Annotated in this window: 15 protein-coding genes; 1 reads left to right on the top strand and 14 read right to left on the bottom strand. The window is 64.3% G+C overall.

Annotated features, from left to right (window positions below; translation table 11 throughout):
• Positions 1 to 6: 6 nt before the first annotated feature.
• The 11 genes from JOE69_RS17530 to JOE69_RS17480 form a co-directional block, all read right to left on the bottom strand.
• Entirely contained in the window at positions 7 to 744 is a 738-nt protein-coding gene (locus JOE69_RS17530; RefSeq protein ID WP_309800963.1) for a VOC family protein, read from the bottom strand.
• A 60-nt stretch (positions 745 to 804) separates the two neighbouring features.
• Entirely contained in the window at positions 805 to 1,449 is a 645-nt protein-coding gene (locus JOE69_RS17525; RefSeq protein ID WP_309800961.1) for a response regulator, read from the bottom strand.
• Positions 1,450 to 1,451: 2 nt separating this feature from the next.
• The gene (locus tag JOE69_RS17520; RefSeq protein WP_309800959.1) at positions 1,452 to 2,672 is read right to left on the bottom strand and encodes a sensor histidine kinase; all 1,221 of its coding nucleotides are present in this window, start codon (positions 2,670 to 2,672) and stop codon (positions 1,452 to 1,454) included.
• A gap of 109 nt (positions 2,673 to 2,781) precedes the next feature.
• Positions 2,782 to 4,398, bottom strand: coding sequence for a DUF2079 domain-containing protein (locus JOE69_RS17515; protein ID WP_309800957.1), 1,617 nt, complete (start codon positions 4,396 to 4,398; stop codon positions 2,782 to 2,784).
• Between the two features lie 150 nt (positions 4,399 to 4,548).
• Positions 4,549 to 4,956, bottom strand: coding sequence for a hypothetical protein (locus tag JOE69_RS17510; protein WP_309800955.1), 408 nt, complete (start codon positions 4,954 to 4,956; stop codon positions 4,549 to 4,551).
• A 152-nt stretch (positions 4,957 to 5,108) separates the two neighbouring features.
• A complete protein-coding gene (rpsA, locus tag JOE69_RS17505; protein WP_296361624.1) occupies positions 5,109 to 6,578 on the bottom strand; it encodes a 30S ribosomal protein S1 in 1,470 nt (489 codons plus the stop codon).
• 158 nt (positions 6,579 to 6,736) lie between these two features.
• A complete protein-coding gene (locus JOE69_RS17500; RefSeq protein ID WP_309800952.1) occupies positions 6,737 to 8,035 on the bottom strand; it encodes a GNAT family N-acetyltransferase in 1,299 nt (432 codons plus the stop codon).
• Entirely contained in the window at positions 8,035 to 8,364 is a 330-nt protein-coding gene (locus JOE69_RS17495; RefSeq protein ID WP_309800950.1) for a sterol carrier protein domain-containing protein, read from the bottom strand. Before JOE69_RS17495 ends, JOE69_RS17500 begins: the two co-directional genes overlap by 1 nt.
• Positions 8,351 to 11,029: a DNA polymerase I gene (polA, locus tag JOE69_RS17490; RefSeq protein WP_374709754.1), complete on the bottom strand. Its 2,679-nt coding sequence runs from the start codon at positions 11,027 to 11,029 to the stop codon at positions 8,351 to 8,353. The genes JOE69_RS17495 and polA overlap by 14 nt, the downstream gene beginning before the upstream one ends.
• 84 nt (positions 11,030 to 11,113) lie before the next feature.
• Entirely contained in the window at positions 11,114 to 11,347 is a 234-nt protein-coding gene (locus tag JOE69_RS17485) for a hypothetical protein (RefSeq protein WP_309800948.1), read from the bottom strand.
• Positions 11,344 to 12,567 carry an inorganic phosphate transporter gene (locus JOE69_RS17480; RefSeq protein ID WP_309800946.1) on the bottom strand — a complete coding sequence of 408 codons (1,224 nt, stop codon included), beginning with the start codon at positions 12,565 to 12,567 and terminating at the stop codon, positions 11,344 to 11,346. The genes JOE69_RS17485 and JOE69_RS17480 overlap by 4 nt, the downstream gene beginning before the upstream one ends.
• A gap of 193 nt (positions 12,568 to 12,760) precedes the next feature.
• Here JOE69_RS17480 and JOE69_RS17475 point away from each other — a divergent pair, with 193 nt between their 5' ends.
• A complete protein-coding gene (locus tag JOE69_RS17475; RefSeq protein ID WP_296361617.1) occupies positions 12,761 to 13,267 on the top strand; it encodes a hotdog fold thioesterase in 507 nt (168 codons plus the stop codon).
• A 32-nt stretch (positions 13,268 to 13,299) separates the two neighbouring features.
• Here JOE69_RS17475 and JOE69_RS17470 read toward each other — a convergent pair whose 3' ends face one another.
• Genes JOE69_RS17470 through JOE69_RS17460 form a run of 3 tightly spaced genes read right to left on the bottom strand, consistent with a single transcriptional unit; the run spans position 13,300 to position 16,057 of the window.
• Positions 13,300 to 13,893 carry a dihydrofolate reductase family protein gene (locus JOE69_RS17470; protein WP_309800942.1) on the bottom strand — a complete coding sequence of 198 codons (594 nt, stop codon included), beginning with the start codon at positions 13,891 to 13,893 and terminating at the stop codon, positions 13,300 to 13,302.
• Positions 13,894 to 13,949: 56 nt separating this feature from the next.
• A complete protein-coding gene (locus JOE69_RS17465; protein WP_309800939.1) occupies positions 13,950 to 15,431 on the bottom strand; it encodes an MDR family MFS transporter in 1,482 nt (493 codons plus the stop codon).
• On the bottom strand, positions 15,428 to 16,057 hold the full coding sequence (locus JOE69_RS17460; protein ID WP_309800937.1) for a PadR family transcriptional regulator: 630 nt from the start codon (positions 16,055 to 16,057) through the stop codon (positions 15,428 to 15,430). Before JOE69_RS17460 ends, JOE69_RS17465 begins: the two co-directional genes overlap by 4 nt.
• Between the last annotated feature and the right edge of the window lie 73 nt (positions 16,058 to 16,130).

Genomic DNA, 16,130 nt, shown 5'->3' with positions numbered 1-16,130 from the left:
CCGGGTTCAACGCGGCGAAAGCACGCAGAACTCATTGCCTTCGGGGTCGGCCAGCACCGTCCAGGGCACCTCGCCCTGACCGACGTCGGCCGCGCTCGCGCCGAGCGCTTTCAACCGGGCCACCTCGACCGCCTGATCGTCACCGGCATAGGGCAGCAGATCGAGATGGACTCGGCCCACCCCCTGCAATGGCTCCGGGCGGCGGATGAACTCCAGGTACGGCCCCACCCCGGCCGAGGAACGGAATCTCGCCAGGTCATCGCTGAGTTCGTGCAGCGTCCAGTCCATCGCTTCGCCCCAGAACCGGGCCATCGCCCGCGGATCCGCGCAGTCGACGACGACGGCGGCGATCGGCCCGGCGGCCTGGTAGAGCTCTCGCGGCTCCAGCACGCAGAACAGATTGCCTTCCGGATCCGCCAGCACCGTCCAAGGCACCTCGCCCTGACCGACGTCCACGGCGGTCGCGCCGAGCTGCACCAGGCGGGCAACCAGTTCCGCCTGGTCCGCCGTCGAGCTGCTGTTGAGATCCAGGTGCGCCCGGTAGGCCACGGTTTCCGGGTCCGGCACCGTGACCAGGTCGATGCAGACCGCGGCCGGATCCGGCCAGTTGAACCCCAAAGGCTCCAGATTGCTCACCCCGGGCCCTTCGCTGGAGATCCCCCAGCTGAGTGCCTCGGCCCAGAAACGGCCTAGTGCCGAGTCGTCCCCGGCCTTGAAATTCACTTGCACAAGTCGCAACGCCATAATCCCAGATCCTATCCCAGCCGGTTCCGGAAGCCGACGCCGATCCGGCGGCGCCCCGGCTCAGCTGAGCAGATGCTTGCGGTACGCGAAGGAAACCAATTGCACCCTGGTCTTCAGTTCCAATTTCGCCAGGATGCTGCGCACATGGCTCTTCACCGTCGCTTCGGTCAGGAACAGGGCCGCGGCGATCTCCGGATTGCCCAAACCGGTCGCGACCAGCAGGAGTACTTCCTTCTCCCGGGCAGACAGCCGCTCCACCGATTCGTGGTCCGGTGCCGGCGCGGCCCGGGAAAACAGTCCGCCACCGGCATCTGCCACGATCACCGACTGGCCCTTGTGCACCGCCCGGATCGAAGCCAGCAGGAACTCCGGATCCGCGGTCTTGAGCAAGTAACCGCTGGCCCCGTTGCGCATTGCGGCAAGCACCGCTTTGTCCTGCCGGAAGGTCGTCAAAGCGATGATTTTGGGACCGGGCCGGCCCTTTGCCCGAGCTACGGCCATGATCTCCCGGGTGGCCAGCACGCCGTCGAGCCCGGGCATCTGCAAATCCATCAGGATCACTTCGGGTTGCAACTGAGCGGCCTGGGCCACCGCCTGCAGCCCGTCTTCGGCTTCGCCGACGCAGCACAGGTCCGGTTGGGATTCGAGCAGCATTTTGATGCCGGCTCGGAACAGCGCCTGGTCGTCGACCAAGAGGATCCGCACGGTCAAAGCACCACCTGCTCGGCCGGGAACTCCTTGATCGGGAAGACCGCCCGGACCAAGAATCCGATGCTTGTCGGTTCGGCAAGCAGGCTGCCGCCGAGCGCGGCCGTGCGCTGCCGCATTCCGGAAATCCCGTGCCCGCCGCCGGACGGCCCGGCGGGATCCGCACCGTTGGCCGAGTCGATCGAGATCGTCAGATGGTCTTCCTGCCAGCTCAAAGCGACCTCGACGCGGGCATCGGTGCCGCCGTGTTTGAGCGCATTGGTCAGCGACTCCTGGACCACCCGGTACAGCGCCAATTGCAGCGCCGGGCCAAGCGGACGGCGCTCCCCCGATTCCAGCCAATCGACCGGCAACCCGGTTTCCCGGACGGTCTGCAGCAAATCCGGCAGCTCGGCGAGCCCCGGCGAGTTCTCCGCGGAGTCTTCGAAGACCGCCTGGGCGTCGTTGAGGGCGCCACGCGCGGCGAGCGAGATTTCCGAGAGCGCTTGCGGCACCGCCTCCGGACGTTGTGCCGCCAGGTACCGGGCGCCGTCGGCCTGGGCGATCACCACGGCCAGCGAATGGCCCAGCACGTCATGGAGTTCATGCGAGATCCGGTTCCGCTCTTCACTGCGGGCCAATTCCAGTTCGATCTGGCGGCGCGCGTCCTCCGCCTCGGCCTTTTCGGCCTGCAGGGAGCTCCGTTCCCGGCCGGTCTTCAAGGCGTAGCCGGCAACCACGGCCAGCAGGAACAGCACCAGGAACTGCGGTGCTTCACCGAAATAGCTGCCCCAGATCACCCAGGGCGTGCTGGAGGCCCGCTGCCAGTCCCGGGCCCCGAGATCGGCGATCATCGCCCCGACCAGGGCCGCCGCGAGCACGGATCCGGCCACGCTCAGCCAGAGCGTCGCCCGGTTCCCGTTGAACGCCGCGAAGAAGAACACCGCGACCAAGCCGAAGTAGGTCGGCAAGTCGATCACGCCGAACATCGTCGGCAGGAAGCCGGAAAACTGCCCGATCAGCGTCAGCAGGGCCACCAGCACGCTGGCCGCCGGAAACCGGGCGGAGAACGCCATCGCCAACAAGATCGGCAACAGGAAGCGGTAAATGATCATCCAGTCCTGGCCCCAAAGCCAAAACCACGACGGCCGATCGAAAACCAGCAACGAGCCGGCGGCGAAAAACAGCAACGCCACAACCGGGGCGCCCCAGCTGGCGGCACAACGGTAAACATGCTTCACGTTGCCACGATACGTCCGGATCCGCATACTGCCATCGCCGGAATGCCGGAATCCCTGGTTTTTCAGCCCTGGGGCTTAGCCGAACGGGCAGCTGCGCCTGGGCGGGAGGTCAGCGCAGATAGGCCTGGCAGTCCGGGCTGCTCGGCTGGCCGTTGCTGAGCACTCGGACGTCGCCCTCGGCGAAAACCACCGACCAGCCTTCGGCCAACGCCGCGGCGAGCACTTGCCGCGACGGGAAGTGGCCGTCGTCGCCCCCGCCGGTATCCGGATAGGCGAGGTTGAGCACCAGCCAGGTCGCTTTGCCCGGCGCGTGCCCCGGCATAGTCACCCAATTCGTGGCGACCAGATGTGGCACCGAGACGTCGTCGGCCTCGACGCAGGCCCCTTCCGGAACGTAGCTCAGCGCCCGGGTCTGCGCCGCCACCTGGATGCCGTTCTGCGGCTGCCCGGTGCTCACCGGGAAAAGCAGCGGTATCGAGACCGAAGCGATCGACAGGGGCACGCTGAACGCGTAGACCATCGCCGGCGCCAAGCGTTTGCCGAACGCAAACCGGTCATGCACTTTTCGGGCGGTGTCCAAAACCGCAAGAACCACAATAGGCGCCAAAATTGAACTGTAGTGGTAGACGACGCCCCAAGTCTGCGCGCGATCGCTGAAGAATCGTCCGGCCAGGAGGGGCAACAGCAGCAACACGTACTTCGAGGCCAAACCGAACCAGCCGAAAGGCAGCAGCAACGCGGCCCACAGGCCTTGTTTGACCGGACTGTTCCAGAATTCGGCCAGCGCATCCAGCGGTCTGCCCAGCAGGAACAGCAATGCCGCTCCGGCGCTGGATCCGATCGTGACGTAATGCCAATAGCCGTATCCGCTCTGCGTGGAAAAAGCCGGAATCAGCACACTCGTCGCGAGCCACAGCATCACGGCCCCGCCGAGCAGATAGCCCAAGCCCAACAAATACCTTTTCCCGATCAGCAGAATCACCCCGAAAACCCCAATCACCAAACCCATGTCTTCGCGGACCAGGAGCAGCAAACCGCTCAGTACCAGCATCCAGACGGTCTTGCCGCGATCGATGCAGCAAATCAGCCAGGCCACCAGCGGGATCGCCAGCGTGACCTCGTGGAAGTCGAAAATCACCAGCTGTTGGAACGGCCACCAGAGCAAGTACGCCGCGGTGGCCAGCAATGCGGCCAGACCGGAGAACCGCTTCCGGGCGAAAAGATAGATCGCCGGAGCCGACGCCACGATCAGCAGGGCCATCGCGATGCCGAGCATCCGGGGATCCGGCCAAATCCAATACAAGGGCGCGATCAGCACGAGCAAAGGATGGAAATGGTCGCCCAGCGCATTGAAGTCCGGGCCCTTGATCGGCACGATCGGAGCTTTGAACAAGGAGTACTGCCTGATGATCTGGTCGAAGATGCCCAGGTCGTAGCTGCCGGCCAGGAACTGGTCGAACCGCCGGAGCGACCAGTTGATGTAGAGCGTCGCCGCTGCCGCCATCAAGATCAGCAAGGGCAGATATTCCAGCCGTTGCAGGGGCCGACTGAACCCGGGCCGATTGAACAGCGGCCGACTGAACCGGGGCCAGTTCAGCAAGGACCGGTGCAACCGGGACCAGCCAGGAAGGATCCAACCGGGCAGTAGCCGGCGCGAGCCGGAGCGCCCGGCAAAACGCCGGGCCGGCGGCGGGGTTTCGGTTTCGGTTTCGGGATAAGCACTCATCGGCGACTCCGTTCTAGCAAAACGACAACGGCGCCTCCCGAGGTGGGAGGCGCCGTTGTCGACACTAGAATCAGTGCGCCGGCGATGGCGCGCCGGCTGCGCCCTCAGGCGCAAACGGGACCGGTTGTTTCAGCCCGGGGGTTGACCGGTTCAGCCGGCGGGCGGCCGCGGTATGGCTTGCAGGAAGCGGGCGGAACTGCCCGGGGCTCCCGGTTGCAGCCGCCCGCTGGTCTCCGGGACCGGCAGACTGAAAACCGTGCCGATCGGCTGCGGATAGGCGTAATCGTCGGAGAGCACGGTGACCTGTTCCGGACTCACGTCGCGGATCACCACGTCGATCGGCTCCGCTGCGTCATCGACGGCCAGCCGCCATCTGCTGGCCAAGTAGCTGAGGCCTTGTTCGAGCAGGATTTCCTCGGCTGCCTCGTAAGGCAACGGCTCGGCGACCGGGCGGCCCAACAAGTCGAAAGGCCGGAAGCCGTCGTCGGACATTTCCAGGTATCCGACGGTTTCCCGATCACCGGGCCGGTTTACCCGCAACCAGTCTGCTGGAATCATCTCTTGCTGCTTTCAGATAGTTTTTTGCGCCTTAGATAGTCATTTGCGCCTCAAAACACTATCTAAGGCGCAAAAGGCTAACTGAAACGGGCAAAAGGGAGGGCCGCCACGCCAATGCGCAGCGGCCCTCCCGGAAGTGCTAGTCGGAAAGATTAGTTTCCGGTGAGCTTCTCGCGCAGTGCGGCGAGAGCTTCGTCCGAAGCCAAGGTTCCGGCATCGGCTTCCGGAGCCTCGGAGGAGTAGCTGGTCGCTGCACCTTCTCCGCTGCCTTCGTTCGCGGCGGCCGCGTCGTCGGCAGCGTGCTGAGCAACCTGCTTCTTGTGCGCTTCCCAACGGGTCTGCGCCTCGGCGTACTGAGCTTCCCAAGCGGCGCGCTGGGTCTCGAAGCCTTCAAGCCACTCGTTGGACTCCGGATCGAAGCCCTCCGGGTACTTGTAGTTGCCCTCTTCGTCGTACTCCGCGGCCATGCCGTAGAGAGCCGGATCGAATTCGGTCGAATCGGCGTCGACGCCTTCGTTGGCCTGCTTCAGCGAGAGGCTGATCCGACGACGCTCGAGATCGATGTCGATGACCTTGACGAACAGCTCGTCGCCGACGGAGACAACCTGCTCGGCCAGCTCAACGTGGCGAACCGCCAACTCGGAGATGTGCACGAGGCCTTCGATGCCGTCTTCGACGCGGACGAACGCACCGAACGGAACCAGCTTGGTCACGCGGCCCGGGACAACCTGGCCCAGTGCGTGCGTGCGGGCGAAGGTCTGCCACGGATCTTCCTGGGTAGCCTTGAGCGAGAGCGATACCCGCTCGCGGTCCAGATCGACTTCGAGCACCTCGACGGTGACTTCCTGGCCAACTTCGACAACCTCGGAGGGGTGGTCGATGTGCTTCCAGGACAGTTCCGAAACGTGCACCAGACCATCGACGCCGCCCAAGTCGACGAAGGCGCCGAAGTTGACGATCGAGGAAACGACGCCCGGACGAACCTGGCCCTTTTCCAGCTTGTTGAGGAAGGTCGAACGAACCTCGGACTGAGTCTGCTCGAGCCATGCCCGGCGAGACAGGACCACGTTGTTGCGGTTCTTGTCCAGCTCGATGATCTTCGCTTCGATCTGCTGACCGATGTACGGAGCCAAATCGCGGACGCGGCGCATTTCCACCAGCGATGCCGGCAGGAAGCCACGGAGTCCGATGTCCAGGATCAAGCCGCCCTTGACAACCTCGATGACCGTACCGGTGACCACACCGTCTTCTTCCTTGACCTTCTCGATGTCGCCCCAGGCACGCTCGTACTGTGCGCGCTTCTTGGACAGGATCAGGCGGCCTTCTTTGTCTTCCTTGGTCAAAACCAGGGCTTCGACCTCATCGCCTACGGAAACGACCTCGGAAGGGTCGACGTCGTGCTTGATGGAAAGCTCTCGCGAAGGGATGACGCCTTCGGTCTTGTAGCCGATGTCGAGCAGAACTTCGTCGCGGTCAACCTTGACGACAATTCCTTCGACGAGATCGCCGTCGTTGAAGTACTTGATGGTGGCATCAATAGCGGCGAGGAAGTCCTCAGCTGATCCGATGTCGTTCACTGCGACGACAGGGGTGCTGGTCTTCTCGGGGGTCGTGATGGTCATGTAGTAGGGGCTCCGATGTGGATAGTTGATTTGGTCAGCGCACAAGACGAATCGAACGCACTGAAATGTTTGTGGTGTTGATTACGCGCAATGCGCGCCCGTTTAGTCTAGTCCGATCTGCCTAGCAACGCAAAAGCGTCCGCAGCCGCCAGCCCGGCTCAGAAATGCGACAGGCAATGCACGGCGCGCTCGGGGGCGAGCATCAGTTGGAGCAGCCGCGCGGCACCGGCCCGGTGTTCCACGATCCGGCCCGCAGCCAGCAAGCTGCTCGGCAGCACTCCGCCCAGGTAAACCGAGCCCAAATCCGCAATGTCCAGGCTCAGGTCCGGTTCGGTCGAGGCACCGGATTCATCCGAAAGCTCAGTCACGTTGGCCTGCCCCGCACGGACCTCGAGCTCGAACCGTCCGCCGGCAAGTCCCATCTGGTCCGCCACCTCGATCACCAAACGGCCGTCCGCTTGGTACTCCCGGGCGGCGAAAGCCCGGCGCACATCCAGGATCCGCAGCCAGATCATGTCCCGCTGCCGCGTGGATTCGACCAGCCGCGGGTCCGCCAACGCCCACTGCATCGGATCGACCAGCGGAGCGTCCTCCCAGACGATCCGGGTGGTCAGGTCGACCGAGCCGAGGAACTGCCACAGTTCCAAGTAGGCGACGTCGTCGGCCGCGACCAGGTCCACGATGTCGAGCCGGCGCGGAGTTTCGTCCCAGCCGGAATATTTGTAGCTCGCATAGCCGTCCGGAACGCCGTTCGCGGAGTAGTGCACCGCGGAGATCACATCTTTGTCCTCGCCGTCTTTGCCCATTTTGCCCGCCGCGTAATAGCGATAACTCTCCGTCCGGTCGATCGAACCGGGTTGCCGTGCATGCGCTTCGGCAAAAATCTTGGGCGCCAGCTCGAACAGGTCCTGCCGTGGCACGTTGCGCACCACCCCGGTGGTCTGCCGCACCAAGTCGAGGCCCTTGCTGCTGTCCACCGTGATGCTGCGCTCCTGCGTGGCAACCCCGAAACCGAAGCGCCGGTAGATGCTGCCCTCGGACACCGTCAAGGCGGCCACGGCAATCCCCTCGTCCCGGGCACGGCGCAGGTCGTCCTGCATCATCGCCCGGAGGATGCCGAGCCGGCGGTGGTCCGAGCGCACCGTCACGGCCGAAATCAGTTCCGCTCGGAGCATCCGGCCCGAGCCGATGTTCAGGTCCTTGCGGAAGCTCTCGAACGTCGCCACCGGCCAGCCGATGTCGAATCCGGGCTGCGCGGCCTTCCGGTACACGCCGATGAATTCGGTGCGGTCCGCGATCGAGCGCACCATGGCTTCCGCTGCCCGCTCGGTACTGCGCCCGGGGTTGTGAAAGCCGTAGGACACGGCCTTCAACCAGGTCATCGCGGCTTCGTAACCGGCCTCGCCGGGTGCCACCGGATGGATCCGGCGGAGCTCGAAATCATCGGTGAAAGCCATTAGAACCCCGTCCGGTTCAGCGGTGCCGCCGGGACGGCGAACACCGCATCGAATTGGGCAACCGCCGTTTCCAGGCCCGACGACGGGGCCCCGAACCGACCGGCGGCCAAGAACAATCCGGCCCGCGTTCCGGAAAGGTACAAAGCGGCCAAATCGGCCGTGTCCAAAGACCACGCGAGTTCGGTGTCCGGGGCCAGCCGGGAGACTTCGCCCTGGCCGTCCCGCACCGTGAGCCGGTACTTGCCCGCGACCAGTTCCATCCGGTCCCGGACCTCGAACTCGACCACGCCGTCGGCCCCGTACCCGGCCAGCCGCTCAGTGGCCGGCATCGAACCAGCTGGTTCCGATGCCGATGTGCACATCGAGCGGAACTCCGATCTCGGCAGCGCCGGCCATTTGCTGCATCACCAGGGACTCCACCTGTTCCAGCTCCCCCGGCGCGACTTCGAAAACCAATTCGTCATGCACTTGGAGCAGCATCCGGGAAGCGAGTCCGGCCTCCGCGAAGGCCGAATCCACGCCGAGCATGGCGCGTTTGATGATGTCCGCCGCGGAGCCCTGGATCGGCGCGTTCAACGCGGCCCGTTCGGACATTTCACGCAGCTGCCGATTGTCGCTGGTCAGCTCGGGGAGGTAACGGCGCCGGCCTTCGATGGTCTCGGTGTAGCCGTCCAGGCGCGCCTGCTCGACGACGCCGCGCAGGTAATCGCGTACCGCGCCGAAGCGGTCGAAGTAGTCCTTCATCAAGGTGCGCGCTTCGTCCACCGAGATATTGAGCTGCTTGGAGAGCCCGAAGGAACTCAGACCGTAAACCAAGCCATAGGACATCGCCTTCACCTTGGAGCGCATCGCCGCGGTGACTTCGTCCGGCTCGACGTCGAAGATGTGCGAGCCGACGAAGCGGTGCAGGTCTTCGCCGTCTTTGAAGGCCTGGATCAGCGCTTCGTCGCCGGACAAATGCGCCATGATGCGCATTTCGATCTGCGAATAGTCGGCGGTGAGCAGGGTTTCGAAAGGCTGTTTCCCGGGTGCCCGGCCGACGATGAAGGCACCGCGGATCCGCCGCCCTTCGGCGCTGCGGATCGGGATGTTCTGCAGGTTCGGATTGTTCGAGGAGAGCCGTCCGGTGGCGGCCACGTTCTGCGCATAGGTGGTGTGCACCCGGTCATCGGGGCCGATCGACTTGATCAGGCCCTCGACCGTCTGGCGCAATTTGCTCGCGTCCCGATAAGCCTGCAACTGGAGCAGGAACGGATGCGGGTGTTTTGCGGTCAAATCCGCCAGAGCCTCGGCATCGGTGGAGAACCCGGTCTTGATCTTCTTCGTTTTGGGCATCCCGAGTTCGTCGAAGAGCACGGTCTGCAGTTGTTTCGGCGAACCGAGGTTCACTTCGTGGCCGATGATCGCGTAGGCCTCGGTTTGCGCGGCTTCGATGGTCTTGCTGAAATCGGACATCAGCGTGTCCAGGGTGTCCCGGGACACCGCGATTCCGGCGAGTTCCATCTCGGCGAGCACTCGGGCGAGCGGCAATTCCAATCCGGTCAGCAACTGGGCCGCGTTTCGCTCGATCAGGATCGGCGCGAAGTAGCTGCTCAGCTGCTGCGTCGCGAAGGCCCGCAGCACCGCCTCCTGGGCGCCGTCGTCGCCGTCCAGACCCAGGTCGAGTTGGCCGGAATCCTTGGCCGCGCCCACGCTCATCGGCGTCTTGAGGTGGTAGAGGCTCAAATCCGCCAGATCGTAATTCCGGCGTTCCGGTTGGATCAGGTAGGCCGAGATCGAGGTGTCGTCGATCACCCCGTCGAGGCTCAGGCCGCGCGCGGACAACGCTTTCAGTGCTGACTTGAGGTCGTGCACCGCTTTGGGCGCCGGCCCGGACAGCCACTCGGCGAGCGATTGGTCGGCCGCCTGGTCCAGGCCGGCCAGGGCGACGAATGCCGCGGAATCGCCGGTGCTCAAAGCGATCCCCTGCACGTCCAGACCAACCGGGTCGGCCAACGGCAGGGTCTCCCCCGCCAACGCCACCCCGATTGTCGCGGTTCCGGCCGCCTCGAACCAAGCACCGATCTCCTGCGCCGAGCCGAGCGATCCGTGGACCGGAGCCGCATGGCCTTCGGCCGAAGCCTCGGTTTCGGCTTCGCCGAACAGGTCGAACAACCGCTTGCGCAACGTATTGAACTGCAGCGCATCGAATAGCTCTTCGACCTTCTCCCGGTCGGGATGCTGCAGTTCCATCTCGGCCAAAGTCACCGGGAGATCCAGATCGGTGAGCAACCGGTTCAACCGGCGGTTCCGTTTGACGTCGTCGATGTGTTCGCGCAAAGCATCGCCGACTTTGCCGCCGATCGAATCCAGATTCGCCAGGATGCCTTCCAAGCCGCCGTACTGGTTGATCCACTTGGCCGCGGTCTTCGGGCCGACGCCTGGAACCCCGGGCAGGTTGTCCGCGGTTTCGCCGACCAGCGCGGCGAGGTCCGAGTACTGGTCCGGACGGACGAAGTACTTTGCCTCCACTGCCGCCGCGTCCATCGGCGGGATGTCGGAGATGCCCTTCTTCGGGTACAGCACCAAGGTGTTGTCCGTGATCAGCTGGAAGGCGTCGCGGTCACCGGAGACCAGCAGGGTCTGCCAGCCGGCGGCCTCTGACTTGGCCGCCAAAGTGGCCAGAATGTCATCCGCTTCGTAGCCGTCGATGCTGATCGTCGGGATGTTCATCGCTTCCATGACCTTGATGATCAAGTCCACCTGGCCGTGGAATTCTTCCGGGGTCTTGGACCGGCCGGCCTTGTATTCGGTGTACTCCTCGGAGCGGAAAGTCGGCGTGTCGAGGTCGAAAGCGACCGCCACATGGCTGGGCTTCTGCTGCCGGATCATGGTCAGCAGCATCGATGTGAAGCCGTGCACCGCATTGGTGTGCTGGCCGGTGTCGGTGACGAAGGTCTCCGGCGGCAAGGCGTAGAAGGCACGGAAGGCCATCGAGTGGCCGTCCAGGACCAGGAGCTTGGCGGTCTGGGCGGCTGGCGTGTCAGTGCTGTTTTGGCTCACTGCTCTAGCCTAGTGCGCCGCCACGACAGTTTCACCTCACGATTTGGCGTGGAAGATCGGGATGATCAGGTAGATGCCGTAGAGCACGGCCAGGGCGGAGAGCAGGTAGCAGGCGTATTCGGTGGCCCTGGTCCAGGTCCGGGCCCGGCCGGTCCGGTCCAGGGCAGCCGCGTGCAGCCGCACCGCGGAGGAGAACAGGGTCACCACGACCAGTGCGCCCACCAAAGTGGCGATGCCGACGACGAAAAAAGCGTTCCAGTTGATGTTCATTTGCTTCCGCCCACTTTCGCCTCGGAGGGCACTGCTGGCTCCGTGCGCGCCCGGCCGCCGCGGCCGGCCCGTTTGACGATGTCCGCGGCCGCCTCGACCTCGGCCACACCGGCGATGTCATGGCTCTTGCTGCGCCGCGAATACAGGAAGATCGCGAGCACTCCAGCGGTGCCGAGCACCGCGTCGATGATCAAACCGGTCAACCCCAGCTGCGCGATCAGGGCGGCGATGGCGCCGACCACCGCGGCAGCGGGCAGGGTGAAAAGCCAGCCCAAGGCCATTCGACCGGCCAGGCGCCAGCGGACCACGGCGCCGGGCCGGCCCAAGCCGGAGCCGATCACCGAGCCGGAGGCCACCTGGGTGGTGGACAACGCGAAACCCAAGTGCGACGAGGCCAGGATCGCTGCCGCCGTCGACGTCTCGGCGGCGAAACCCTGCGCCGGTTTCACCTCGGTCAAGCCGGTGCCCAGGGTCTTGATGATCCGCCAACCGCCGGAATAGGTGCCGAGGGCGATCGCCACGGCACAGGCGGAGATCACCCAGAACTGCGGCCCGGTGCCGGCCGCCTGGTAGCCGCCCGAGATGAGCACCAGGGTGATCACGCCCATGGTTTTCTGCGCATCGTTGGTCCCGTGCGCCAAAGCCACCAGGGACGAGGAAAAGATCTGGGCATGCCGGAAGCCGCCGCGCCGGTTCGGCAGATTGTCACCGCTCTCCGCGGTGCGCTGCGTGATCGCATAGGCCACCAGGGTGCAGACGAACGCGACGAAACCGGCGACCAGCGGGGCCAGCAACGCCGGGATGATCACGTTGCTGAACAGCACGCTGTAATTGACCACACCGAATCCGGCGCCCACCACGGCTGCCCCGATCAGCCCGCCGAACAAGGCGTGCGAAGAACTCGAGGGCAACCCCAGCATCCAGGTCAGCATGTTCCACAGCACCGCGCCGAGCAGACCCGCGAAGATGAATGCCGGGGTGATGCTGACCCCGCCGGAGCCCTCGTTGAGCAGATTGCCGGAGATGGTTTTCGCGACTTCGGTGGACAGGAATGCCCCGACCAGATTCAGCACCGCGGCAAGCCCGACGGCGACTTTCGGCTTGATCGCGCCGGTGGCGATCGGCGTCGCCATGGCATTGGCCGTGTCGTGGAATCCATTGGTGAAGTCGAAGAACAGAGCGACTGCGATCACCAGAACGACGATGACCAGTAAGTCCACGAGGACTCCTTAAACTTTGCCTTGCAACGACCGTAAAAAGGTTCGATCAGGCAAGTACCGCCGCCGAACCTTGAAAATCATATCCCCCTCCGGCTGGGAGCAAGCTGGCACTGCCGCAAAACAGGTTTGCCCGAAGGTACTCGGTTGAGCCGGGTCACTTGGCCGAATCGGCCGGGCATGCCAGCCTAGAACCATGACGCACCGCGAAACCGATTCCGATACCGCCAACCCCTACCGGCAGCAGCTGCTCAAAGCCGGCGTGCCCGAAGCCATGCACGACATGCTCCGCCACCACGGAGTCGGCGATTTGGTCGAGAAAATGGAGATCACTTTCCTGGAGCTGACCCGGGACCGCGTGGTGGCGACCATGCCGGTGCGCGGGAACACCCAGGTCACCGGGCTGCTGCACGGCGGCGCCCATGTGGTCCTGGCGGAGACCCTGGGATCCTTCGCCGCTGGAATCCATGCCGGTTTGGGCTCCCGGCAGGCTTTGGGCATCGAGATCGGCGCCAGCCACCACCGGGCAGCCACCGAGGGCCTGGTGGTCGGCACCTGTACGCCGATCCATCTCGGCCGAACGTTGACTACGCACGAGATCGTGATGACCGATGAGCAAGGACGCAGACTGTCCACCGTGCGGATGACCAATATGATCAAGGACACCAAGCTCCCCCAGCCGGACAAACGATCCAGCGAATGACCCGGCCGGTCCACCCCGTTCCGGGGCCCGGATCAGACGCCGGACGTCGGGGCTTCCGGTAGTCCACCAGCCGGCCGCCCGGGCAATCGGTAATGCAGTTCCAGCATGCCCTTGCCCAGGATTTGCTGGCCGAGCAGTTCCAGCGGCTCGCTCGGACCGTTCATCGGCAACAGCGCTTTGCCGGAGCCGAGCACTACTGGAATCAGCGTCAGCAGCAACTCGTCGAGCAATCCGAGCTCCTGGAATTGCGCCGCCAGCGCCCCGCCGCCGACCAACCAGAGGTTCTTCTCCCCCGCGGCGGCCAGCGCTTCCTGGTGCACCGGGCCGACCGGGCCCTGCACGAATCGGATGTCCTCGCCGGCGAATCTGGACGGCACAGGCAAATCCCCGTGGCTGAAAACCCAGGTGGGCAAACCCCGATACGGCCATTCGGCGAGATCCTCGCCGAGCATGAAACGATAGGTGTCGGCGCCCATGATCAGGGCGCCGACACCTTCGATGAACCGCTCATATGCTGCTTCTTGGCCGGTGGCTCCATTGAACTCGAAGAGCCAGGCCAAATCGTCGCCCTCGGTCGCGATGAAACCGTCGATGCTGGCAGCCACGAAATATTGTGTTGATCCCATGCCCAGCACAATAGTCCCGGGCACCGACAGGATCGCGCGCCAGTGGCCGGCTGCGGTTATTCCGCCGCGAAGACCGGCACTTCCTCCGGCTGCGCGGCGCGCTTCTTCGGCTTGGCGAAGAACAGCGCGGCGACCACCCCGATCAGGATCACGGTAGCCGGCACGAACAACGATTGCCCCATCGCCGTGGAGAACCCGGCGTGCAGGAACTCCGGAAGCACGCCTTCGCCGGCCGGCGCGGCACCGGCCGGCGGCTTCGGCAGGTTGGCGTTCAGCTGCGCCTGCATCACTGCCGCGATTGCGGCCGAGCCCAGCACTGCACCCACCTGGCGGGTCGTGTTGTAGACCCCCGAGCCGGCACCGGCGAGCCTCGGTTCCAGGTTCCGGGTCGCGGTCATCGACACCGGGGCCCAGATTCCAGCATTGGCGAAACCGAACAAGGCGATCGGGAACAGCAGCATCCAGATCGGCACATCCGCGGTGAGGATCGACCCGAGCCAGAACAGCGCCGCGGAGAGGATCGCGAAGCCGCCGATCGCGAAGTACTTGGGATCCATTTTGTTCACGAGCTTCCCGACCACCGGAGCCAGACCACCGGAAATCAGCGCCATCGGCACCAGCAGGAGCGCCGCCTGGGTGGGGCTCAGACTGCGCACGTTCTGCGCGTACAGCATGAACGGCAGCATCATCGAGGTGATCGTGAAGCCCATCGCGGAAATCGCCAGGTTCGACAACGAGAAGTTCCGGTCTTTGAAGAGCCCCAGCGGCAACAAGGGTTCAGCCCGGTTGAACCGCTGCCACAGCACGAAGACCACCATCAGGAAGATCCCGGTGCCGATCAGCGACCAGACCGTGATCGGACCGCTGATCGTGCCCCAGTTGTAGGTCTCGGCTTCCTGGATGCCGAAGACGATGCAGAACATGCCCAGACCGCTGAGCGCGACGCCCAGCCAGTCGAAGCGGTGCGCACTGGTCGGCAGCACCGGCACCAGACGGGCGGCCAGGATGAAACCGATCACGCCGACCGGGATGTTGATGTAGAAGATCCACTCCCATCCCGCAGCATCCACCAGGACCCCGCCCAGGATCGGACCCACCAGGGTGGCCACGCCGGCCACGGCGCCCCAGAGGCCCATGGCCGCACCGCGGCGTTCCGGCGGGAAGACCCTGGTGATCACGGCCATGGTCTGCGGGGTCATCAACGCGGCACCCAACCCCTGTACCACGCGTGCCACGATCAGCATTTCGATGCTGTTCGACAGCCCGCACCAGGCTGATGACAGGGTGAAGATGACCAAGCCGATGAGGTAGATGTTCTTGGGTCCGAAGCGGTCGCCCAGCCGGCCGGTGATCAGCAGCGGCACGGCGTAGGCCAGCAAGTAGGCGCTGGTCACCCAGACCGCCTGGTTGATGTCGGCATCGAAGCTTTTCATGATCGAAGGCATGGCTACCGTGACAATGGTCGAATCGACCAAAATCATGAAGAAGCCGATGACCAGCGACCAGAGCGCCGGCCAAGCCCGGGTGTGTTGATTCATGGTTTTTCCTTAAAAGTGAGAGTGTGCGTCTTCGCGGTGAGCAAATGCGGTGCTTCGGCGACGATTTGCGGGAAGATCGACCAGATGATGTCGCCTTGGTCCAGTTCGGAAATGATGTTCTCCAGCCAGGCCAACTCGGCTTGGAGCATCGCGAGCGAGTATTCGTAGTTCAGCAGGAATTGGCGGCGCTCCGGCCCGGATCTCGCCAAATGGGCTTCGGTCGCGTCGACCTTGTCGCGCAATGCCGTCTGGCGTTCGCGCAACAGGGCGACCACTTGCTCCACTGGCAGATCATGGGCCTCGGCAATGCCACGCCGGAATCCGGGATATTCGTTGACGACTTCGCGGAGCAACTGGCTGACATGTCCGTGCAACGCCTCGTAGCCTTCCGGTTTGATCGTGTACCTGGTCCGTTCCGGGCGATTCCCCTCCCGCTCCGTGCCGGCTTCTTCGATCAGGCCCTGCGTAGCGAGCCGGTCCACGGCGTGGTACAGCGAACCCGGTTTGATCTTGAGCAGTTCGTCTTTGTCCCGTTCCAAAAGGAGTTGGAACATCTCATACGGGTGCATCGGGCGCTCCATGACGAGGCCCAGGACTGCGGCGCCCAACGGCGTGACCTCGACCATGCGCAGCCTTTCTACAAGATTGATTAGTACAGCTGAATTATTCCAATTGGAATATAGCAAGATTGATGTCCTC

Origin of the sequence: Arthrobacter russicus (assembly GCF_031454135.1) — a bacterium.
Classification (GTDB): domain Bacteria; phylum Actinomycetota; class Actinomycetes; order Actinomycetales; family Micrococcaceae; genus Renibacterium; species Renibacterium russicum.
This window is presented reverse-complemented; position numbering and strand designations above follow the sequence as displayed.

What these genes read in the sequence shown, in the direction of transcription:
- rpsA (WP_296361624.1), bottom strand. Translation starts at nt 6,578, where the DNA reads ATGACCATCACGACCCCCGAGAAGACCAGCACCCCTGTCGTCGCAGTG.
- JOE69_RS17460 (WP_309800937.1), bottom strand. Translation starts at nt 16,057, where the DNA reads ATGGTCGAGGTCACGCCGTTGGGCGCCGCAGTCCTGGGCCTCGTCATG.
- JOE69_RS17510 (WP_309800955.1), bottom strand. Translation starts at nt 4,956, where the DNA reads ATGATTCCAGCAGACTGGTTGCGGGTAAACCGGCCCGGTGATCGGGAA.
- JOE69_RS17515 (WP_309800957.1), bottom strand. Translation starts at nt 4,398, where the DNA reads ATGAGTGCTTATCCCGAAACCGAAACCGAAACCCCGCCGCCGGCCCGG.
- JOE69_RS17500 (WP_309800952.1), bottom strand. Translation starts at nt 8,035, where the DNA reads ATGGCTTTCACCGATGATTTCGAGCTCCGCCGGATCCATCCGGTGGCA.
- JOE69_RS17465 (WP_309800939.1), bottom strand. Translation starts at nt 15,431, where the DNA reads ATGAATCAACACACCCGGGCTTGGCCGGCGCTCTGGTCGCTGGTCATC.
- JOE69_RS17485 (WP_309800948.1), bottom strand. Translation starts at nt 11,347, where the DNA reads ATGAACATCAACTGGAACGCTTTTTTCGTCGTCGGCATCGCCACTTTG.
- JOE69_RS17495 (WP_309800950.1), bottom strand. Translation starts at nt 8,364, where the DNA reads ATGCCGGCCACTGAGCGGCTGGCCGGGTACGGGGCCGACGGCGTGGTC.
- JOE69_RS17530 (WP_309800963.1), bottom strand. Translation starts at nt 744, where the DNA reads ATGGCGTTGCGACTTGTGCAAGTGAATTTCAAGGCCGGGGACGACTCG.
- JOE69_RS17475 (WP_296361617.1), top strand. Translation starts at nt 12,761, where the DNA reads ATGACGCACCGCGAAACCGATTCCGATACCGCCAACCCCTACCGGCAG.
- JOE69_RS17470 (WP_309800942.1), bottom strand. Translation starts at nt 13,893, where the DNA reads ATGGGATCAACACAATATTTCGTGGCTGCCAGCATCGACGGTTTCATC.